The sequence below is a fragment of the Paenibacillus sp. EB106-06-01-XG199 genome (assembly GCF_058791575.1).
Map to the genome: position 1 here is coordinate 82,941 of NZ_JBYTDQ010000006.1, position 21,322 is coordinate 104,262.

Here is a 21,322-nt window from a genome sequence, read left to right on the forward strand (position 1 = left end):
TTATGAAGCATGCTTTTGAACAAACTAACATTTTTCTTCTTGCAAAAGGAGAATGGCACAATAATAGGCAAAAACATGCCGTTAAAGACAACGCGGTGAACCGTATCATAAGTAGGGCGAAATTTATTTTTGGTAGGTAGAGGATAAGAATAGTCAGTTTTCGACAATTAGAGATAAAGAATATATAGGACATGACCGCTAAAACTTAGTTTTAGGGTTATTTGTCCTAATTACTACCATAATGTGGTACTATTGGGGTGTTTGACAGAACGGTTTAGCTTTATGAATAAAAGAACGGTCACGATGATTTCGAGTTGATGAAAATTGGGAGCGTAAACGAGATTATTTATGGAGGTTAATCTATGAAGTATCCTGTGAATATAAGGAATAAGATATCGGAGATTGAAGAGGATACTATTACATCTTTAGACTCGAAATGACTCTATTCCTCACGATCAAAGAAAAGGAATTTTGGAACGATTGAAGTATTATGGCTCGATTTGTTCAAAGAAAATGCCAATAGGCTATGAGGGGATGGGTGCTCTATTAATATTCTATTACAACACCCCGAAAACAACACTACCAATAATATGGGGCAGCAAAATGGTTGGATTCCATTATTCCGCAGAGTTAGTAGAATAAATGGTATTGAATCATACTATAAACAAATATCAAATAAACTTAAACCAGAAGCAAAAGAAAAAGTAATTAATTTAGATTTTTTTCTATGAAAGCCTATTAACTCAGGAGAGTCTTTATGAGAGTAGTTGGCTTTTGCATATGAGTGTTGCAACCAAGGTTGGTTGGGTAAAAACAAGAATGAAAATTTTATAAAAAGTGACAATTTTTTTGAACAGCTCGCAATTTATGGGTCATAAGGAGGAAAAAATGACTGAATTACTAGCTCCAGCAGGAAATATGGAGGCTTTAAAAGCTGCGATTTCTAATGGTTGTGATGCAATATACTTAGGAATGCAAAAATTTGGTGCACGTGCATACTCATCTAATTTTGATTTTGAATCGTTAAAAGAGGCTGTTACGTATGCGCACCTGAGGGACGTTAAACTCTATGTTACAATGAATACCATCGTTTTTGAAAATGAAGTTGAAGAGATGAAAGAGCAGATACACGAATTAAATAAAATCGGTGTTGATGGCATTATCGTCCAGGACCTGACTGCTTTCGATTATATCGTTAAAAACTTTCTTGATATGGAAGCACATTGTTCAACTCAAATGGGAATAGACGATTTAGACGGAACTTTATTATTTAAAGAACTTGGTGCTAAAAGAGTTGTTCTGTCCCGTGAGGTTGAGATTGGAAAAGTAAAAGAGATCAAAAGAATAGCTGAGATACCTTTAGAAATTTTCGTTCACGGTGCTTTATGTGTATCTTACTCGGGAAACTGTCTAATGTCAGGATTAATCGGCTATCGATGCGCAAATCGCGGAAGATGTGTTGGTTCATGCCGTAAGGAGTATGAACTAATGGATAAGACAACAGATACATCTTTAGGGAAAAACTATATTCTATCTACTAAGGACTTAAACACAATCGATTATATCCATGATTTAAAAGAAATCGATTCTTTAAAAATAGAAGGTCGAATGAAAGTGCCTACGTATGTTGCTAATGTTGTATCAAAATATCGCATGGCCTTAGATCATAAAATAACCGAAGAAGATAAAGAAAATCTAAAAAAAACATTCAATAGAACGTTTACTAAAGGATATTTGTTTCACGAAGATAAGAAAAATATTACAAACATCTTAAGACCTAATAACTTTGGTTATGAAATTGGAACAATTAGCAAGATTGTTAAAGATAGGTATGAAATAACACTTACACGTACTTTAAATCAAAACGATACAATCAGAATAAGTCACAACAATGAAGATGTTAATTTAACGGTTGCCAAACTGTACGATAAAGAGGGCGAATTAATCAACAAAGCAGATGATGTCTGCTATATCAAAATCAAAGAAAAGGTGTCTAAGGGAGATTTAGTATATAAAACGAAGGATTATTTCTATAACAAAGAATTAGAATCATCACTGGAAAAAGAATTTAAGCGGTTTAACCTGGATATTAGAGTATATGCATGTCCAGACTCAAAGCTTTTCATAGATGCGGAGGGCTTAGGCTTTAATTATTCATATGAAAGCGAGGAAATACTAGGCGAAGCCATTAATAATCCAACAACGAAAGACCAGGTAATAAAGCAATTTTCAAGATTAAATGATACTATATTCGAACTTAATCATGTAGATTTTGAGGAATGCAATGCATTTATTCCAGCTAAACTGTTAAATGCAGCAAGAAGAGATATTGTACTGGGCTTATATGACTTAAAGCTTAACAGCCAAAAGAAAAGAACCAAGGCTTTGAAAGCAAAAGAAAAAATAAGCTTTGCCCCTGAAAAACCATACCTTACGGCCTCTGTAACGACTAAGGAGCAGTACGATGCTTGCGTGAGCTGTGGAATTAAGGAAATCTATTTTAAAAACGTTGTTAGAAGAAATCAGAATGATTATAAGGAAAAAGAAGGGCAGCTGCTAATCGGAGGATATGGTGGAATTTATCACTACAGAGAAACTAATCCGTTTGTTACGGACTATTCTCTAAATGTTGTTAATGCTACTAGTTGCTATGAATTATATAAATTAGGTGCAAAACGAGTCACTTTATCTTATGAATTGAATAAGAGCCAAATTGAAGATTTAATGAATGCCTATGTTGAAGAAAATGACGGCTATCCTGCACTGGAAATGATTGTATATGGTAAGGTTCCTTTGATGTTTACAAAATATTGTCCGATGAAAAAAATGAATCAATGCAGAATTTGCAAAACGAAGAGCTATGAGTTAAAAGATGAGCACGGAACGTTCCCTATCATTTCCCATAATGATTGTACAACGACTCTCCTTAATGGGAAGACGCTTAATCTTTTAGATGAGCTACCAAACATCAAAGGAATCGAGGCGCTCAGATTAAATTTCACAGTTGAATCAAAAGAGCAGGTTGTGAAAGTCATTAATATGGCGTCAGGTAAATTAAATGGCTCAATGAATAATGCTGTCTTTAATCAGGAAACAGACACAAGAGGACATTTTAATAAAGAGATCGTGTAGGTAGCCAAAGGGATGGTTCTGGCGATATATAATGGCGGGAGCGAAACCAACAGCGGCAGCGGTCAGATTATGGCGTACATAAATGCCCGGACGGCAGACTCTGCTATTGGGGTATTCCGCGTACAGAGTGTTATGGTGAAGAGTATTTCTTTGATAATGCCCCGGTTAACTTTGGTGGTTATTTTCAGGATTTTAAAGATTTGGTTATTGAACACAAAGAGTATTTGTTCTCTGGTGTTGGACTAATCGATCAACGAAATAATCAATTTTGCATGTTAGTTAATCGTGGAAATGATTTTCGTATAATTATTTTGGCGTCGAATGGTAAACTTATGCTTCGTTTATACCCTTTCGTAAAGCTGGCAGGCGCAGCAACTGTATTAAGCAATGTAAGTACGGGAACCGGATGAAAGTCTTGTGGTGGGAATTCTACCCTAACAAGGGCGTGATTCCCAATAATTAGGCCGGATAGCCGCCTCCGGGCGGTGGCCAGGCCCCATGCAGGCGACGGAGCAGAACGATTTCTCCTAGATGGTAGGAGTTATGTGAGGCGATATTGCGTAAAATGCCTCCCTTGGTCTCACCGGGAAAATTCGCGAGTGGCTCGTCGAGCTGGGCGGTCTGAGCCATAGCGACGGCCTTCTCAATTCCTTGCAGCAGATGCGCAGTGACATCCCGAAGCTGTGCCTCATCCGCCGGGGCGTCCTCATCAGGCCAGCTTTCCTGAATACTTCCAGGTTTCTGAGGTTTGCCGCCTTCCAGGTGGGTCAGCATGAAATCCTGCCAATAGCTCATATGCTTCAACAACTGGTAGATCGTATACGGGACCCCTTCCGTGTGTTGCCCGGCAAGCTCCAGTGTAATATCCGGCAAGGCTCTGGCAATCGGAATATGGCCACGTTCTCCAACTAAAGATTTCACAAGTGCTTGACTAAAAGCTGGATTGGATTCGGACATCAGTAGGCTCCTTCTTATGATATGTATTAGTTAACGAAAATACATTTTGTAAAATTTAATTTAACGAAACTAAATATACCTGTATTCAGTATAATAGTCAATCCTAAAAAATGCTGTAGTTATCCATTCTGATAGCGGGTATCTCAGTGTATTTTCCCTGACTTTTATTTATGAAAAAGCCGGATGAGTGCGGATATTTCTTCTATCACTGAGGATGATTGGTCCAACACAGAGGCCAAAATTCATCCTTATCAAAAATCCAAGACACTCGCTGAAAAAGCTGCCTGGGAATTTATTCAACAGGAAGGGAAGGGGTTAGAATATTCTGATTATGTGGATGTCCGAGATGTTGCAGAGCTGCATAACCTGGCAATGGTCCGTCCCGAAGCAAATGGAGAGCGGTTTATAGCTTCTAGTGCAGAGAATCTTTCAACACTTGAGATTGCAAATATTCTGAGGAGAAAGGAAGTTCCAATTAAGAATGATTGCAACTCTCCTGAAAGTGATCAAGGGACAGATGAAGGTATAAGTTATTATAGAATCAACTATTGGACCTGGCGAAAAAATAGACTAAATTACTTCACACCATAATTTAGGATGAATTTTATTATCTTGTCGTGCTAAAGACTAATGAAATTGTCGTACCAGTCCCCAATTGACTCTCTATTTCGATCTGCCCCCGGTGTTGGATCACAAGCTGCTTGGAAATTGCCATACCGAGTCCAGTACCTTGGATTAATTCATCCGTATTGGTGCCGCGATAGTAGCGCTCGAATAGCAATTCCTTCGTTTTTTTATCTATGCCTACTCCGTTATCTTGTATCTGGATTACAAATTGTGAAACGTTATTCTTACCTATAGAAACGTTGATCGAAGTACCTTCAGGATTGTGGAGGGCAGCATTTGCAAGCAGATTCTCCAGAGCGCGTCTGAAGTATCTGGCATCTATCGGATAGGTAATCGGTGCTTCCGAAGCCTTATAATGAATTGGAACATCGGCGAATTGAGGATGCTGTTTCCACTTTTGAATGGTTTGATCGATGAATTCATTCATGTCTGTCGGGATGAATTCAAAAGCAAAGGCTTCGTTTTTCAACCGATATGTTAAGGTTAAATCGTTGATCATTTCATCCATATAAGTGGATTTCTCACGCATAATAGCTGCAAATTCACGAATTTCTGCTTGTGACCATTCATACGTTCTCGATTCCATTATATGTGCGTACCCCATTATGGAAGAAAGCGGCGTCTTCATATCATGCGACACACCTGCAATCCACTCTTCTCTTGTGATCTCCAGCTGCTTACGAATATGCTCGTTCTTCTGTAATGTCTCTGTTAGGTGTGCTAAGGATTCTATCAATTCGGCATGTACGCGGAATCTTTCTTTTAAATGTCCAGATTGCTTACGGCTAAGAGGCATCCCATTTGAGTTAGGACTGATCGGTTCACGTAATTCGCCCTTGGCCAAAGAGTGAAGCCAATCAATCATATGCAGAATAGGTGTCCCAAACCGGTGACCGTACCAAAGAGCAAGAAGCAAGAAGAGAATAAGAATCATCACAAGCAAAGCAGCAGATTTCCAGAAGAATAAAGTAATATCTTCCTTATACGTATCGCCATTGACCCATGAAGCCACCGTTGTAGACAGGGGAGCATGAATGATCCAGGTGCTGCCTGCCGCAGAATCATAAACCGTAAATGATTGCATGCCATAACGTTCCGGATATTGGTTACGCAGCATCAAATCCTGAAGGCTATAATGATCTGGCGCTTCGCCCCTTTGTCCGTAACCTCCTAGTACCTTCCCATTATCATCGAGCAGCTCGATCCAGCCATGAATATCATCAAGCTGCTGCTTGAAGCTCCCGTTCACTTCGATCTTGCCCGCTCTCCATGTCACTTGCTGCAGCAAGTTTTTTTTGAGCATGGCAATATCATTCTTCACTCCGTATAAGAGGGTATAGGTTTGTCCATCCAGCTCTTGAATCCATGCATATAGTCCGTAAGGGAAATCCATCTCCGCTTTCCAATAGCTCATCAGCTCACCAGGAGTGTAACGTTCGGGTACATCAGCTGGAGTATTGTAAGCGGCAATAGTTTCTCCACCCTTACTTATGACCTGTAGCCAGCCCCCCTGCTCGCGTACCTCGGCAAGAAGCTTCGGATCAAATTGTATTTTACCGTCATGATGGGTAATGGAGTCTGTGAGCACAGGCAAACTGGGTTTAATGAAGTCTAATTGTTGATCAAGCCGCTCCAGCTTTACAATGCTTAAAGTAAATGTACCTAAAAACAGAACAAATAGAAGGACGCCGATAAACAGCAATTGCCTAATATATTGAAGGATAAACCTTTTCTTGATGTTCATCGCATTAACCCTCAGATTCACGAACAAGTTTGTACCCTAAGCCACGTGCCGTAATCAAATATACTGGCTCACTGGAATTGGGTTCAATGCGCTCGCGAATACGATGGATATGAACCATGACTGTATTGTCGTCACTAAGACTTTGCTCGCCCCAAACCTGCTCATACAGCTGCCTTTTACTGAATACCCGGTTGGGGTTTTGGCAAAAAAACAAGAGGAGCTGAAAGACCTGAGCCGGACAATCGACCGTGATATCATTCACGCGAAGCTCTCCGGCATATTCGTCAACTTGAAATGTTCTGTAAGTGTATATCCGGTTCATATTGGGAACATCGGCAGTTTTGAGATACCGACGCAGCTGTGCCCGGACACGCGCAATCACTTCTAGCGGATTGAACGGCTTCGTAATATAATCATCGCCCCCAACGGCAAAACCGGTCAATTTATCAAAATCGCCTATCCGAGCCGTTAAGAACAGGATAGGGGCATCCGTCGTTTGCCGAATCCATGGACAGATTTCGAAGCCGTTTTGCTTCGGCAGCATAACATCAAGTAGAATGAGATCATACTTGGTGGTTTGGCAGGCTAATATGGCCTGTTCTCCTGTTGTGGCCGTATCAATGAGCGGGAATCCCTCTTTATTTAACACTGTTTTCAATAGCTTTAGAATGGACGATTCATCATCCACAATTAGAATCTTTGATTGATTCATCTCTTCCTTAGCTCCCTATTACATAACTTGGTATCCATTTAAATATATCATTTATTTTGTTTCAGCAGCACAATATGGATATTAACAGAACCTTAATTCTCCAATCGCTGATTAATACAATCATAAGGTTTCGTTTCGCAGGTGTTAAACTTCATCGCATACACTTATCCGTGAAACCCATATAAAGGAGAGAAAATGGATGAACAATATCATTAGCAAAAGAAGCCTGATGCTGCTTAGCCTCGCTGGCACACTGACTGTGGGCTCACTCGCAGCCTCGGCGTCGGCTGAGTCCGCCAAGCCTGAGGTCGTATCAGCAAGCTCTGTCCCGAAAGTAGCAGTAGCGACTTCTTCCATCCGGCCGGACCAACTTTTAAAACTGTTGCAGCAAGAGAAATATGAACGAATTTATGGACAACTCGGAGCCGAATTCAAGAAGCAATTCTCGTTAAAGGATTTCAAGAAACAGGTCAGCATAAACCACAAGAACGTCACATCCTATAGACTGGTTAGTCATTTTCTCATAAACAATACCAGCTACTATGCTTGGAAGGACCCCAAAGGGGAAAAAACGATACAAGCTCTGTTTGACAGAAAGAACAAGATAGAGGGTCTAATATTTAGTACGATGCAGCAGTATCCTGAGACGGATGCGAAGCGTACTCAAACGACTTTTGAACTTCCTTTTCAAGGGAAATGGTTTGTCTATTGGGGGGGCACGAATGAGCTAATTAATTATCATTACGGGGCCGAGCAGCAGCGGTATGCGTATGATCTCATCGTGGTGAACAATGGGTTTAGCTATAAAGGCGACGCCACCAAAAATGAAAGCTACTTTGCTTTCGGAAAACCTATTCTGGCTGCCGCAGCGGGCAAAGTCGTGAAAATCGTCAATGACGTCCAAGACAATAAGCCTGTTGGTACGGAGAATACGGAGCAGATCGCCGGGAACCATGTCATTATCGATCATGGCAATGGAGAGTTCAGCTACTACGCTCATCTGCAAAAAGGATCGGTCAGCGTCAAAGCCGGCGACGTAGTGAAAGCCGGAGATACACTGGGTAAATGCGGCAACTCGGGTAATTCCAGCGAACCACATCTTCATTTCGAGGTTGCCAACAGCGCGGAACTGTACACTACGAAGTCACTGCGCGTTCATTGGAAGGACGCCGATGATTATGAGCAAGGTGCATATATATTAGCGCCCTAATCGGACTTCAGTACCGAAGAGTAGAAGATGATTCAATAATTAAAAATGAGTTTGTCTATGACCGAGGTTTACAGGTCGAGTCTCCAGCTGCCCATCCTCTTGGCGACATCCGGATCGTGGTACGATAAGAAGAGACTTTCCCGCGTATCGAGGGTTGAAATTTGTTCCATATCGTCGGCGCGGAGCTCAAAATCGAAAATGTCGATGTTTTCGGCGATCCGCTCTTTGCACACCGATTTTGGAATGACAACGACTCCACGCTTGACCAGCCAGCGAAGCACGACTTGGGCGATGGACTTGTTGTGTTTTTCTGCGATCGAGGCCAGCACTTCGTTGCTGAACATGTTGCCCCGTCCTTCAGCGAATGACGCCCACGACTGATGCTGAACTCCCTGCTCCTTCATGAGCGTACAGCGCAATCAAAACAACATTCGGATGTTCGACGGGGAATCACCTCACGCGCTATTTACCCAAGTCTACTTCCAGGAGATGAATGCCTATGGCACCAACTAAACATATGATAAACTGATAATAAATAGAATTAGAGAATAGGACAACTTTTAACACAGATCTTAAATGATAAAAAGGAAGAGATTCAATGGGAAGAAAACAGTCTTTTACGGAGACAGAGCTGCTGGATACAACAAAAAAATTAGTGCTTGAGTATGGGTACGACGGTTTTCATCTCAAGCTGCTCTCACAGCATCTGTCAGGAGCCCGAAGCACTATTTATCAATATTATTCTAATAAAGAAGAGATTGTGGCTGCTTGTATGAAGCGCGTAATGGCAACGGTATTAGCAAATGCATCAGCCATTGATGAGGCTGATTCCATGGACGCCCTCGAACAGCTACTTCTCGTTTACGTAGAAGAGTCTGCGCTACATCAGCTTTTAGGAAATGCTGCTAAAATTAATACTGCTAATTCTTCTGCAGCAGCGCGAGATCTTGAATTTATTGAGGAAGCACATAAGACTCTTAAAATACAATTGTCACGTTTGTTTGAACGCGCACAACAGGAAAAAATCCTGAGACAGGATATCCCACTTCCTGTACTTATTGGTGTTTTTTTTAACTTAATTGATACGCCTAATATGTTGAATATCCCTGTTCCTGCTTGGGGAAAGCTGTTGTTTCAAATGTGGATAGGAGGGGCCAAGAGCTAGTCTCAGTCTTGAATGTAATTTGACACAAGTGTCATTTATGTTGTTTAATTGGGGAGACGAGCGCGACGGTGTTATTAATTTGACACTTGTGTCAAAAAAATATAGGGATAAGGAGTTGGAAAAGAAAATGTTTTTAGCTATGAAAGAATTGATGCATAGTAAAATGAGATTTTTTATGATCATCATTATTTTTGTACTAATTGCTTGGTTGGTATTTATCTTGTCAGGTTTGGGGAATGGATTATCTACGCTAGCTGCGTCAACATTCAAGACTATGAAGGCTGATTATGTCATTTTTGAAGAAGGGTCCCAGTCCTCAATGAGTAAGTCGCTGCTGTCTGATCAATTAATGGCGGAGGTGGAGCTACTACCAAATGTGAGTGCTGCCGCACCTATGGGAAGTACGATGGCAACAGCGTTGAAGGAACAAAGCACCAAGAATGAAGATAAGCTGGATATCGCGATTATAGGAATTAACCCAGGAAGCTTCTTGGAACCGGCTATCGTAGAAGGGGAAGGCCTATCTTCTGAGAACCCTACTGGTGTCGTAGTAAATTCGTCCATGAAGGATGAGGGATATAACATTGGTGACACTTTTCAATTAGATGCCACGACGGAATCATTGACGATTATCGGATTTGTCGAGAATCAGACCTATAACCACGTTGCATCAGTATTTACTCCAATGGTTGAATGGCGGAAGATTACCTTTGCGGCTCCGGGTTCGGATAAAGGAGTTGCAGGGCCCGTTAATGCGATTATGTTACAAGGCAAGGATATCGATCCAGATTTAATTAATAGTAAGCTATCAAATACGGATACGGTTAACCGAGCGGCAGCCGTTCAAGGAATGCCAGGGTACAAAGAAGAGAACGGTACTATTTTAATGATGCTTGCATTTCTGCTCGCTATCTCCGCATTCGTGCTTGGGGTGTTCTTTTATGTAATTACGATGCAGAAGACCAACCAGTTCGGCATTATGAAAGCTATAGGTGCTAGTAACAGATTCTTGGGCAAAGCCATTGTATCGCAAGTGTTTGTGCTTTCGCTGACTAGTATTGTAGTTGGAATCTTACTGACTTATGGAACAGCTGCCATTATGCCGAAGGGTATGCCATTCAAGCTGGAAACTAGTCTTGTCGTCACGTATTCTGTTATTTTGCTAATTATCGCTATGTTAAGTTCGATGGTATCTGTTCGCAAGATTACAAAGATTGATCCGCTCAAAGCGCTCGGGAGGGTTGAATAATGACTAAGGGATTGCAATTGAGTAAAGTCACAAAGTATTATGCCGAAGGAAGCAATCGGATCGCGGCACTTGATCATGTGTCAATATCAGTGGAACCGGGCGAGTTTGTTGCTGTAGTTGGACCGTCGGGTTCAGGTAAAAGTACGTTTTTGTCTATTGCTGGAGCGCTACTTAAGGCTTCAGAAGGAGAGGTTAAGCTGAATGGACATAATATTTCTACACTTACTGCCAAAGAACTAGCGAATATAAGACTACAAGAAATCGGATTTATTATGCAATCATCGAATTTGGTTCCCTATTTAAATGTTCTTGATCAATTGCTAATAGTAAAAAGGATGTCGGGAAAGGTTAACAAAGAAGAGGATAAGGAATTCGCCACTAAGTTGCTGGAAGAGTTGGGTCTGGGCTCGAAGTTAAAATGCCTTCCGGAAGAGTTATCAGGTGGTGAGAAGCAACGGACAGCGATTGCCCGTGCTTTAATTAATAATCCCAACATCATCTTGGCGGATGAGCCGACAGCAAGTTTGGATACCAAGCGCGCCCATGAAGTGGTCAGTCTAATTGCGCAAGAGGTGAAGTCACGCCGGAAGGCGGCGATTATGGTTACCCATGATGAGCGTATGCTTGAATATTGCGACAAGGTATACCGGATGGAAGATGGGAAATTGTCGTTGGCTGAATCGTCAAGATCAGTGGTGTACCCAAGTTTCGTTCTTTAGATGTTACGGTGAACCCTACCATAAGTAACGGCGAAAAAAAGGGAGTGCGCGGACACTCCCTTTGAGCTAACATTGTCTGTTATCAAATGTCTACTTCACATTAATCCAATAAGGCGAACCACACAGTATGCTTATACCCCAACGGCAGCAACCTAATATGCAAAATATAGAAACACATAGACCACTTAATTTGCCGTCTTATTGACAAAATCAATCTCATTTCTGATCCCTTTATGGGCGTCATTCCACAGGCCCTTTGTCAGGCGAATGCGCAGCAGGCATGTGTTAGGGTCTTCGTCGTTATTGGCTTCGTTATACCACTCGGCGAATATTGTGCGCAGCTTTGTCATCATCTCCGCGTTTTTCTCGTCACATACCCAGCCCAGGTTTTCACCGATACCATCGGCCGTAAAGTTTTCGACGATAATACAAACGGCGACTTCGGGGTTTTGGGCGATCTGCTGCATCTTGCCTGAGGTTGCGTAAGTGACGGTGTAGAACGCGCCGTCCTCATAATAGGCGTCCACAATGCGGGCGGCGGGACGGCTTTTGCCATTGGCCCCCGGTTCCAGCGCGATGGTGGACAGAGAGATCAGGCCGTCCTTGTTACCCACTTGTTCTTCCAGCAGCTTCATGGCTTCGTCGTACTTGCTCATTATATTACCTCCTAAAGTGTCGTAAGGCATACATTATTAAGCTTATCATTGTAAAATCTTAGTGCATGTGAAGAATAATATGATAAAATATTAAATCGCTATCGTAGTCCTCTGCTCGACTTAGGTATGGTTCAACTGATGGGTTTGTGAAATTGCTTTGCATCCTTGATAAGTTCAGCTTATATAGCCTACTTTTTTTGGAGAAAAATTATTGTCTACTGTATTGATTTGGAGTATAGTGTATTCCCATGTTGGAAGGGAGAGGTTACTATGAAAAATAGGATTGAATCATTTAGAGGCTCCGAGCATTTTCGGCTGAATTACATCGCTGATTGTGTAATTGCAGCGATTGCGGTTCCAGGTACCGGTTCTTTGGGGAATGCAGCAATCATTGATCTAGGCGATATAACTCTTGTCGTGGATACATTCTCGACAATACAGGCTGCAGAGGATTTGAAAGCTGCTGCAGAGTACCTCACGGGAAACCCTGTATCCTATGTAATCAACACGCATTGGCACAGTGATCATACCTCTGGAAATCAAGTGTTTTTACCTGCGGCTAATATTATTTCAACATCAACTACTCGTGAGATTATGAATACTTTTGCCAGAGAAAGGTTAGCCCAATATCGGGAAAACACGGTGCAGATGTATCAGGCTATCAAAGAATTTGAAGAGCAAATACAACAAGAGACGGATGAAAAGTTAAAAAGGGAAATGGCATGGGAAAGTGCTAGTGACCGTGAGTTTATGAAGATGCTCCCCAATCTAGTACATTCGCTGCCGACAATAACTTTTGATCAGCAGATGACCATACATGGCAGTAATCGTAGCATTCAACTCATTACCTTTGGTGGGGGACACACGCAAAGTGATGCAATCGTGTACATTCCGGAAGACAAAATTGTCGTAATAGGGGATCTGGTGCTCTCAAAACATCACCCGGTTTTGGCGTATGCAAATCCTCAGGAATGGCTGAATATTTTGGAGCAAGTCGAACTGCTGGATGTAGAAACTATCGTACCGGGACATGGCGAAGTATGCTCTTTGCAAGACCTTCACGAAGTGAAGGGATATATAACCGATATAATGGCAATTGTGGCAGAAGCCGTTCAAAGTAAGAAAAGTATTGATGAGATTGAAGTACCGGAATTGTATCATAACTGGTACTTTACTACATACTTTAAGACGAATTTGAATAAGGTGTATGACATGATCACTAAATTAGAGGGTTAACGAAGAATATTCAGAGCAGGGTTGTTCTTGAGTTCAGAAGAAGAAAGAAATGAAGACTACAGCTCTTCCCCATCCCCATAGCAGCAATTACTTCCCGGGTAACATGGGTGATTGCTGTTATTTCTTCTGCACTCTTAGTGCTAATCAAAGTCATATGCTCATCGAGCGCCTTTCGGTGCTCGGTCTTTATTGGAAGTGGTTTGATCGTTATTTTAGAATGGTATCGCAATATAACGACAAGAGCGGAACACAGGTCAACAGCCCTATGTCCCGCTCTTATTTACATTCACTCGTTCTCTTGCGCTTTCTCATACTCCACCTCAACCATTTTGAAAAAGTCGGAAGGCTTGATTTTTAGCCCTTTGCAAAGGTCAAAAATTTTTTTGACGGAAGGTTCGTTTCTGCCAACCTCAATCATGGAAATATAGGATCGGTCGACATTGCATTCATGCGCTAGATCTTCTTGGCTTAAGCCTTGTTTGATACGTATCGCTTTCACCGTTTTACCGATAATTTGCTTAATGATATTGGATGGATCGCTCAATGAAATTTACCCCTTTTAAGTCCATTATTAATCTGATATAATGGCCACAACAGATAAAGTATTCAACAAAAAGTAAAATATATACAATTTATGTAGCTATTTATGAAAGCCTTATATTAGGCTCTCAATCATCCCAAGTTATATCGCACAGATAATTTATCCTCAAAAAGAAAAAATTTTCTTTTAGCCCAAAGGAGGCTCTACCCTTGCGCCCATTCTTCCTAAAATCAATCAACCCGGATGTCATTGTGGAGATGTTAGAGATGGCTTGCCGCCTGGAGAAGTGGAACAAGGTGATAGAGACGGCGGAGATTTTGTACGAATGCGTGCAGTGCTTGTACCAGGAGCAGCAGTACCGGAAGGCTAAGTCCTTGCCAATGCTGACATTTGAGCTGGAGCATCCAATGGTCTATTACTACGGCTTCAGTCATTTGATGAGGGGAATGGCTTGCCAGGAGAAGGGACTGTATGAGGAATCGCGGGCGTACATTGATAAGTATGCCGAACTGGGATGGCTGGAGGATCTGGGTGAGGATGGGCTGGAGGTTGTAGAGGAGTTCCGATCCCTGGCCCAAGCGAATGGGCATGCGCTGGAGCTGCTGTCTGGCCATGTGGAGGTGCTGGCTGCCTATACCGATTTTTTGCGGGAGAATCCCGAAGAAGTGTTACCGGGGCTGGATACAATTCTGCGGGCCGCGCTGCGGCATGGACTGAATGTGGATAAGCTGCTCGAGACGTTTTCGGACCAGACGGCTGAATTCGGTACATATGAGGATGAGGGCAATCTCGCGCACTATTACAGCTTCAGCCATCACCTGGCGTTGTATCAGAAGCGGGCGGGAAGAACGGAGGAGGCACTGGAGCAGGTACTGCAAGCCGTAAGGCTAGCCCATAGGTCGGGGAACGACAGTTATTTTACAAGAAGTCTGGCGCTCTTCGAATTGCTGCGAGATTGGGCGACGGCAGAGCAGGTGCGGGAGGTTCAGAGGATGATTAAGGAACGATGACCTAAGGGGTTTCCGCTGATTTGGCTTCGCTCAGATGAGCATGAGAGGCTTCTACGCTTTCAAAGGATAGTTCAGTAATTCGAGAAAGGGCCACTCCGCAAAGGGAATTCGAAACTACTATGTCATTGAACAAATGAAATCCAACATATCCGTATTCAGGATTTGCGTTTTGAAAGGGAAGAAGTACAAGACTTTTCCTGATATTAATCGATTTACACAAAGGGACAAGTGGCGGAGCTGTATGACCAGACTGAAGGCTGGATAGAGGCACTCTGTCTGTTTGCGATTTCTCTGCAGCTCGCAAAACAATTGCAGATCATTTTTTTGTCCGCGCTTCTCAGCCTTATTTAAGGAAATATAAGAAGTTCGGTAGCTAAATAGAACGCCCGGCCTACCGATTTCTATTCGAAACGATGGCAAACCTAGACACTGAAAGGCCGGGTCTTCTGCATCATTGTGCTGGAGGTAAAGATCGGACGGGAGTTGGTGCTGCATTGATGCTGAAGCTTCTAGGCGTACCCGATTCGGTCATCATAGAAGACAACCGCCGACTAGCTTAACCCGAGAAGCCACTCTTTCTCTCTTGATTATTTTTGTACTGCTCCTATTCCCCGGTGCGCCACTCCTTAGTTTCGGTTCGGAGTTCTTATCTCCGTTTTACCGCGAGTGGATACTATCATGGTTGCCGATGCGCTTCATGGTAGAGGGACTGCGTGAGTTGTTATTCTTTGGGCAAAGGCTACGCATGAATCATCCGACAGTCGTCCTAGTCTGGATCGGCGCCTGCGGCCTTTTGGTCTTAATTGCATCTGCCTATAAACGTTCCGTACACCAGAACAGAAGAAAGAGATTGAAAATGAGGATTCAAGTGTCTGAGATTCAACAGTAGGACCAAAACTCTTTTCCGCAAGTGAAATCAAGCAATGCAATTTCCATTACTCTACAATGACTATAGAGTGGTTGAAACGAGGTGAACAGGCCGATTGTACGAGTGGCACAAGCAAATCCAAATAATCGTTAATGAAATTGACGAGTGTATTAAGAATCGTAACAGTGAAGCAATAACGCTACGATTTCTTTCTCACAAGTTAGGTTATTCCGAATTTCATACTACGAGAAAATTCAAGGAAATATCGGGTATGCAATTTAGGGATTATCTGCGGCATAGAAAATTAGCCTTTGCACTAAAAGAGGTTCGGGATAGTGAAAAAAGCATTTTGGATATTGCTTTTGATTATGGTTTTTCATCACATGAAGCTTTTACCAGGGCTTTCAAGGGAACATATGGTGTAACTCCAAGTGAATACCGAAAAAAGCCTATGCCTGTCGCTCTTCGTACAAAAATAAACTCTTTCGACCGCTACTTTTTCGGATTTGGAGAGATGGGTATGATGAAATCTACAGATGATGTTAACATTTATTTTGTAACCATTCCCGCACACAAATTTTTGCACATTAAAAACTATGAGAGTAATGGGTATTGGGATTTTTGGCAAAAGCAAAGCCTTATTCCGGGACAGGACTGCGAAACAATTTGCGGCTTACTCGATAGTATCAAGGGCAAATTGGATGATGATGGCGGGAGTGAATCTAACGGTGGCAGCGGTCAGATTATGGCTTACATTAATGACCCGGATGGCAGACTCTGCGATTGGGGGATTCCACGTATAGAGTGTTTTGGTGTACGTCTTCCTTTTGACTATAAAGGTGAAGTACCACCACAAATGCTTATGATTGATGTTCCCGAAGCCGAGTATATTGTTTTTGAACATGGGCCATTCAATTATGAGCAGGAAAATCGTAGGGTGGAGGAAAAGATGGAAAAGGTAATGGCAACTTTTGATTTTGCAGACACTGGTTACTGCTTTGATACTTCCCCTGGGAGAATCATTTACGTTTATCACGATCCGGAGCGGTTTTTGAAGTATATCAGGCCAGTACTGAAGTCATAATCAATAAAAACCACCTGCACAATACGGTTGGTGCTATGTGCTGATGAAGAAAATAAATATAAGTTTAAAGTGCCCCTATTGTTGTAGAAAGTCGGAGAGTGTTGTAGGGATATGAATAGCTCGACATTGGGTGTCCCAAGTCATAATGACGAAGGGACGCCCTTTTTTATTTTAATGAAGGAGCTGGAGATTGTGCTGAACGGACAAGGTTATATGACTGCTTTAGTGATTTTATTGTAAACCGTACCGTAATCCTTTTAAAAAAGGGATTATCACTATTCGGGGAAGGGATGTGTGGCGCTGGCTAGCTCTCCTGTCGTTCTGCGTCTTGAACCAATTGACTTTGTAAAAGCCTCATGATATATTGTGCATACACGGAATACACAATTTGTTGAGGAGGTATGGTATGCTGGCATTAGATATTAGAAATTTAAATAAAAAATATCCTCACTTTCAGATCAAAGACGTATCTTTTCAATTGGAGAAGGGTTATATTATGGGTTTTATCGGGGTCAATGGCGCGGGAAAAACAACCACGATAAAATCGATCTTGAACATGGTTCAAGCCGATAGTGGCGAGATCAGCATTTTTGGCAAGAACATCGCTGAACATGAAACCGAATTGAAGCAGGATATTGGATGCGCATTCGGTGATATCGATTTCTATACACGCAGCAAGATAAAGACGCTAACCAATATTACAAAGAAGTTCTATAAGAATTGGAATGATGAAACTTACTACAATTATCTAAAAAGATTCAAATTGGATGAAAATAAAAAAATAGCGGAACTGTCTACAGGAATGAAAGTAAAGTACAGCTTGACCCTTGCTTTATCGCATGGCGCAAAGCTGCTTATCCTTGATGAACCGACCAGCGGACTCGATCCTGTCTCGAGAGACGATCTTCTAGATATCTTTCAGGAGCTTATCATTGACGGCGAGATCAGTATTCTTTTCTCTACCCATATTACATCCGACTTGGAAAGATGTGCAGATTATATAACCTTCATTGAACACGGGCAAATCGTCGCCAGTTCCGAGAAAAACGAGTTTAAGGAGTCCTATCGTTTAATCAGCGGCAGCGAGGCCCAATTGAGCGAAGTAAAGGAATATTTGATTTCCTACAAAATCAACTCGTTCGGCTTTACCGGATTGATTCATGCCAATGATGTCGATCCATCCTCCAGCCTAAGGGCAACCACGCCCAGCCTCGATGAAATCATGATCTACTTTGCGAAAAAGGAGGGTGTATATGTATAATTTAGTGATGAAGGATTTGAAATTGGGAGTAAATCCCTGGTTCTTTGCATTACCCTTAATTCTGGGCGGCTTAATGCTAATTCCCGGTTGGGTCTACTTTCTTGTCCCGCTATATTTCTGCTTCATTACCGTACCGAACATGTTTGGCGGATTTAAAAGTCAGAACGATTTGATGTTTAGTACGATGATGCCAGTGACCAAAACAGACATCGTGAAGTCCAGGATAGCCGTTGTTGTCATTCTTGAACTAATGCATCTTCTTGTTGCGATGATCTTCGGTATATTTACGTTTCGCTTATACCCCCATCTGACTTACATTTTCTATGCACCACACATGGGTTTTTGGGGATTATGCTTTATCATGCTTGCGATTTTCAACATCATATTTATATCCATGTACTACAAGACGGCGTATAAGTATGGCGTGGCAACGACCACATCCACTACGGCCGCTATACTTTTTGCCGGAGTGGCCCAATGGGCCGGAATCCAAAATCCTTGGATGAACGACATTTTCTATGGCTCCGGGACGGATAATAAAGCGCTGCAGCTATCCATTCTGATCGCGGGCCTCGTAATTTTTATTTCATTCACCCTGATTGCCTATCGGATTGCGGTAAAGAGATTCCTAAGAGTGGAGATATTATGAACGTAACGATTTCGAGCACATCCGAGAAACCGATTTATCAGCAGCTTTACGAACAGATCAGCGCACAAATTCTGAAAGGTGAGCTGGAAAGCGGCTATTGTTTACCGCCCATTCGTCAGGCGGCCCTGGAACTTCATGTTAGTGTTATCACCGTAAAGAAAGCGTGGGAAGAACTTGAGCGAAGCGGTTTGATCAATACGGTAACAGGTAAAGGATGTTTTGTAGCCGAATTCTCGCCCGATGAGATGCTGCGGATACGCAACGAAATGGTCCTGAAGCAAATGGACAGCGACACATCATATTACAAGTCCTTTGGCCTCACCCTTGATGAAGTGATTGGGCTGCTTAACAGGATTTATTAACAGTACAGAAAAAAAGCCATCCACGATCCCTTTTGGCGTTTGTGGACTTGTTTATAATGATATATGGGTCTTTGGTATGGTCGAAACAAGCGGCCGACTGAGACTATGCGACGATTTTTATCCGATATGCGTTTGGGATGTTGTCATGGCGGGGGTGGCCGGGTAATAGACATGATTAGAACTTTAAAATTTGGCTGAATTTGGATTAGGAGCCAAGTAAACGGAGGGACAGATCATGGCGGCACAGACAGTATCAGGCATCAGCCCGGTACAGGCCATTGCAGCTTACGGTGGCACACAAAGCGATGTAAGTTCCCTGGAGAAGCAGCGGAACCGGTTGCTGATGGAACTGGACAAGGTGAATGCAGCGCAGGGCGGAGAGATGCAGACTCCTTATCGCCGGGAGCAGCTGCAGCGGCAAATTCGACTGATGGAGGCCCAAATGGTGCAGAAAAGTGGGAGTAGCGCCCCGGTCGATTTTGTACTGGCTCCTCCGCTTCAAGACCATCTCCCGCTCTGGCGGACGGAAGGAAAGGGAGGCCTCAAGGGCATTGGTCTGACTGATCCCCGGACGGCGACGGTAAACTCAGAGGGCCATTTCAACGCGTTGATTTAGACAAAAAAGCGAAGGTGCGAAAAGCGTCCGGTGATGAACCGGCTGCTCGCACCTTCTTTTTTTTAACGAGGAGGCAGAACTCCAAGGTTGGCTGATCTGGCTGTTATATAACTTCTACTGCAGCAAACTATCCAATTCCGGCTGCAATTTGTTCCGCAGAACATACAGCATGACGGCACCGACAAGGAATGCGGCGGCATCCGCAATGACAATCGACCAGACTACCCCGTGGAAGCCGTTCATTTGATTGGCAATATAAAGTACAGGAATCAGCGTAACTCCTTGAATAATTGACATAATAAACGCGGCCGTTCCTTGCGCTGTTGCCTGGAAGACCCCGGTAAACAGAGTGGTCATTCCTGTAATGAATAAGGATAAGAACGTCACATGCAGAATGTAGCTGCCCATCTCAATTAATTGCGGGTCATTTGTAAATAGACCAATTAAATGGTCGGAAACTAAATAGACGATGATGCCGAATACGGCTGCTAACCCCACAATCACTTTGGTCGTAAATCCAATGGTATTCTTCATGCGCAATTTATCCGCTGTAAAAGAGAAGGCAATGAGCGGCACGACCCCCTCGCATAAGCCCATCAGAATAAACTCAGGAAATTGCAATAAACGTGATGAAATTCCGTAAGCCGCTACGGCCGAATCCCCGTATTCGACAAGAAAATGGTTGAAGATAAGCGACATTGCCCCCAAAAAGATGCTCATAATAAAGACGGGAACCCCGATTTTGAATACATTACCCAGAATGTCTTTGGTAGCCTTGAACCATTTTACGGAGACCGTTAAAAATTGGCTTTTATATCTCATATGGAAGGCGTAGTATACACTCGCAACCAAGTTAGAAACGACCGTAGCTGACGCAACGCCGATCACGTCCCAATGGAACACGAAGATGACGAGCGCATCGAGAATGATATTTACAACAACACTTAGAAGCATACCGATCATCGAGGTGATGGCTGCACCCTCCGAGCGCACGATATTCTCCAGCGTGAAAAATAATACGACGAATGGTGAACCCATAAGCATAATAGTGACATAGTCCTTCGTGAATCCGAAGGAGTCAGGCGTTGCCCCCAGGCCATGAAAGATGGGATCGATCAACGGAAGACCCGCGGCCATCACGATAAGACCAAGAGCTAAGCTGCTGTAAAAAGCGAATGAAGACACATGCTTTACGTCATCATACTTTTTCTCTCCTAGCATACGGGAGATGTAGGTACCGCTGCCTATGCCAATCAAGTTGCCCAGGGCCATAATGATTGCGAATAGCGGCAAGGTTAGCGCGAGTGCGGTTAACATAGCAGTATTATGGAGTGTACCAAGGAAATAGGCATTCAAGATGGAGTATATGACATTCATTGAGGTGCCTAGCATCATCGGTATAGCGAAGTGAGCTACGGCCTTTGCGACCGGTGCTTTTTCAAAATAATAGAGGTTTTCTGCATCCATGTTGGATCACCACTTTCTTTATTTTATTCAATCTAACGATGTTAGATTGAACCTTAC

At 42.7% G+C, this 21,322-nt stretch carries 22 protein-coding genes and 1 pseudogene; 16 read left to right on the forward strand and 7 right to left on the reverse strand.

The window, feature by feature from the left end:
- Positions 1–444: 444 nt before the first annotated feature.
- A complete protein-coding gene (locus AC3WT9_RS21570) occupies positions 445–642 on the forward strand; it encodes a phosphoribosyltransferase-like protein (RefSeq protein WP_445935402.1) in 198 nt (65 codons plus the stop codon).
- Positions 643–888: 246 nt separating this feature from the next.
- Positions 889–3,132 (forward strand): U32 family peptidase, encoded by a 2,244-nt coding sequence (locus AC3WT9_RS21575; protein ID WP_341380286.1) that lies wholly within the window; start codon positions 889–891, stop codon positions 3,130–3,132.
- 459 nt (positions 3,133–3,591) lie between these two features.
- Here AC3WT9_RS21575 and AC3WT9_RS21580 read toward each other — a convergent pair whose 3' ends face one another.
- Positions 3,592–4,089 carry a DinB family protein gene (locus AC3WT9_RS21580; RefSeq protein WP_341097416.1) on the reverse strand — a complete coding sequence of 166 codons (498 nt, stop codon included), beginning with the start codon at positions 4,087–4,089 and terminating at the stop codon, positions 3,592–3,594.
- A 183-nt stretch (positions 4,090–4,272) separates the two neighbouring features.
- Here AC3WT9_RS21580 and AC3WT9_RS21585 point away from each other — a divergent pair, with 183 nt between their 5' ends.
- Complete coding sequence (locus tag AC3WT9_RS21585) at positions 4,273–4,680, forward strand: Rossmann-fold NAD(P)-binding domain-containing protein (protein WP_341097415.1); 408 nt, start codon at positions 4,273–4,275, stop codon at positions 4,678–4,680.
- Positions 4,681–4,696: 16 nt separating this feature from the next.
- Here AC3WT9_RS21585 and AC3WT9_RS21590 read toward each other — a convergent pair whose 3' ends face one another.
- Positions 4,697–6,460 carry a sensor histidine kinase gene (locus AC3WT9_RS21590; protein ID WP_341097414.1) on the reverse strand — a complete coding sequence of 588 codons (1,764 nt, stop codon included), beginning with the start codon at positions 6,458–6,460 and terminating at the stop codon, positions 4,697–4,699.
- A 4-nt stretch (positions 6,461–6,464) separates the two neighbouring features.
- Complete coding sequence (locus tag AC3WT9_RS21595; RefSeq protein WP_341097413.1) at positions 6,465–7,172, reverse strand: response regulator transcription factor; 708 nt, start codon at positions 7,170–7,172, stop codon at positions 6,465–6,467.
- A gap of 199 nt (positions 7,173–7,371) precedes the next feature.
- Between AC3WT9_RS21595 and AC3WT9_RS21600 the strand changes: the two genes are divergently transcribed.
- On the forward strand, positions 7,372–8,382 hold the full coding sequence (locus AC3WT9_RS21600; protein WP_341380285.1) for a M23 family metallopeptidase: 1,011 nt from the start codon (positions 7,372–7,374) through the stop codon (positions 8,380–8,382).
- Positions 8,383–8,450: 68 nt separating this feature from the next.
- Here AC3WT9_RS21600 and AC3WT9_RS21605 read toward each other — a convergent pair.
- Positions 8,451–8,786 (reverse strand): annotated as a pseudogene (locus tag AC3WT9_RS21605) (aldo/keto reductase); the annotation flags it as partial.
- A gap of 194 nt (positions 8,787–8,980) precedes the next feature.
- Between AC3WT9_RS21605 and AC3WT9_RS21610 the strand changes: the two are divergent.
- From AC3WT9_RS21610 to AC3WT9_RS21620, 3 genes are all read left to right on the forward strand, one after another.
- Positions 8,981–9,547 carry a TetR/AcrR family transcriptional regulator gene (locus AC3WT9_RS21610; protein ID WP_341380284.1) on the forward strand — a complete coding sequence of 189 codons (567 nt, stop codon included), beginning with the start codon at positions 8,981–8,983 and terminating at the stop codon, positions 9,545–9,547.
- 127 nt (positions 9,548–9,674) lie between these two features.
- On the forward strand, positions 9,675–10,796 hold the full coding sequence (locus AC3WT9_RS21615; RefSeq protein WP_341380437.1) for an ABC transporter permease: 1,122 nt from the start codon (positions 9,675–9,677) through the stop codon (positions 10,794–10,796).
- Complete coding sequence (locus tag AC3WT9_RS21620; RefSeq protein WP_341380283.1) at positions 10,796–11,515, forward strand: ABC transporter ATP-binding protein; 720 nt, start codon at positions 10,796–10,798, stop codon at positions 11,513–11,515. The genes AC3WT9_RS21615 and AC3WT9_RS21620 overlap by 1 nt, the downstream gene beginning before the upstream one ends.
- A gap of 185 nt (positions 11,516–11,700) precedes the next feature.
- Here the strand turns inward: AC3WT9_RS21620 and AC3WT9_RS21625 are convergent, their stop codons facing one another.
- Positions 11,701–12,171, reverse strand: a complete 471-nt coding sequence (locus tag AC3WT9_RS21625) for a pyridoxamine 5'-phosphate oxidase family protein (protein WP_038598155.1) — start codon at positions 12,169–12,171, stop codon at positions 11,701–11,703.
- Between the two features lie 270 nt (positions 12,172–12,441).
- Here AC3WT9_RS21625 and AC3WT9_RS21630 point away from each other — a divergent pair, with 270 nt between their 5' ends.
- A complete protein-coding gene (locus AC3WT9_RS21630) occupies positions 12,442–13,407 on the forward strand; it encodes an MBL fold metallo-hydrolase (RefSeq protein WP_341380281.1) in 966 nt (321 codons plus the stop codon).
- Between the two features lie 286 nt (positions 13,408–13,693).
- On the opposite strand, the gene AC3WT9_RS21635 is transcribed toward AC3WT9_RS21630, so the two are convergent.
- Positions 13,694–13,951: a helix-turn-helix domain-containing protein gene (locus AC3WT9_RS21635; RefSeq protein WP_341380280.1), complete on the reverse strand. Its 258-nt coding sequence runs from the start codon at positions 13,949–13,951 to the stop codon at positions 13,694–13,696.
- 206 nt (positions 13,952–14,157) lie between these two features.
- On the opposite strand from AC3WT9_RS21635, the gene AC3WT9_RS21640 reads away from it, so the two are divergent.
- The 8 genes from AC3WT9_RS21640 (at position 14,158) to AC3WT9_RS21675 (ending at position 19,798) form a co-directional block, all read left to right on the forward strand.
- On the forward strand, positions 14,158–14,958 hold the full coding sequence (locus tag AC3WT9_RS21640) for a DNA-binding protein (RefSeq protein WP_341380279.1): 801 nt from the start codon (positions 14,158–14,160) through the stop codon (positions 14,956–14,958).
- Positions 14,959–15,335: 377 nt separating this feature from the next.
- Positions 15,336–15,518: a tyrosine-protein phosphatase gene (locus AC3WT9_RS21645; protein ID WP_341380436.1), complete on the forward strand. Its 183-nt coding sequence runs from the start codon at positions 15,336–15,338 to the stop codon at positions 15,516–15,518.
- 423 nt (positions 15,519–15,941) lie between these two features.
- Complete coding sequence (locus AC3WT9_RS21650) at positions 15,942–16,910, forward strand: helix-turn-helix transcriptional regulator (protein ID WP_341380278.1); 969 nt, start codon at positions 15,942–15,944, stop codon at positions 16,908–16,910.
- Between the two features lie 111 nt (positions 16,911–17,021).
- On the forward strand, positions 17,022–17,150 hold the full coding sequence (locus tag AC3WT9_RS21655) for a hypothetical protein (protein WP_341097402.1): 129 nt from the start codon (positions 17,022–17,024) through the stop codon (positions 17,148–17,150).
- A gap of 166 nt (positions 17,151–17,316) precedes the next feature.
- On the forward strand, positions 17,317–18,171 hold the full coding sequence (locus AC3WT9_RS21660) for an ABC transporter ATP-binding protein (protein WP_341097400.1): 855 nt from the start codon (positions 17,317–17,319) through the stop codon (positions 18,169–18,171).
- Positions 18,164–18,820: an ABC-2 transporter permease gene (locus tag AC3WT9_RS21665; protein WP_341097398.1), complete on the forward strand. Its 657-nt coding sequence runs from the start codon at positions 18,164–18,166 to the stop codon at positions 18,818–18,820. The genes AC3WT9_RS21660 and AC3WT9_RS21665 overlap by 8 nt, the downstream gene beginning before the upstream one ends.
- Positions 18,817–19,182, forward strand: a complete 366-nt coding sequence (locus AC3WT9_RS21670; RefSeq protein WP_341380277.1) for a GntR family transcriptional regulator — start codon at positions 18,817–18,819, stop codon at positions 19,180–19,182. The genes AC3WT9_RS21665 and AC3WT9_RS21670 overlap by 4 nt, the downstream gene beginning before the upstream one ends.
- 235 nt (positions 19,183–19,417) lie before the next feature.
- Entirely contained in the window at positions 19,418–19,798 is a 381-nt protein-coding gene (locus AC3WT9_RS21675; RefSeq protein WP_341097396.1) for a hypothetical protein, read from the forward strand.
- 114 nt (positions 19,799–19,912) lie between these two features.
- Here the strand turns inward: AC3WT9_RS21675 and AC3WT9_RS21680 are convergent, their stop codons facing one another.
- A complete protein-coding gene (locus AC3WT9_RS21680; RefSeq protein ID WP_492407944.1) occupies positions 19,913–21,265 on the reverse strand; it encodes an MATE family efflux transporter in 1,353 nt (450 codons plus the stop codon).
- Positions 21,266–21,322 lie beyond the last annotated feature (57 nt).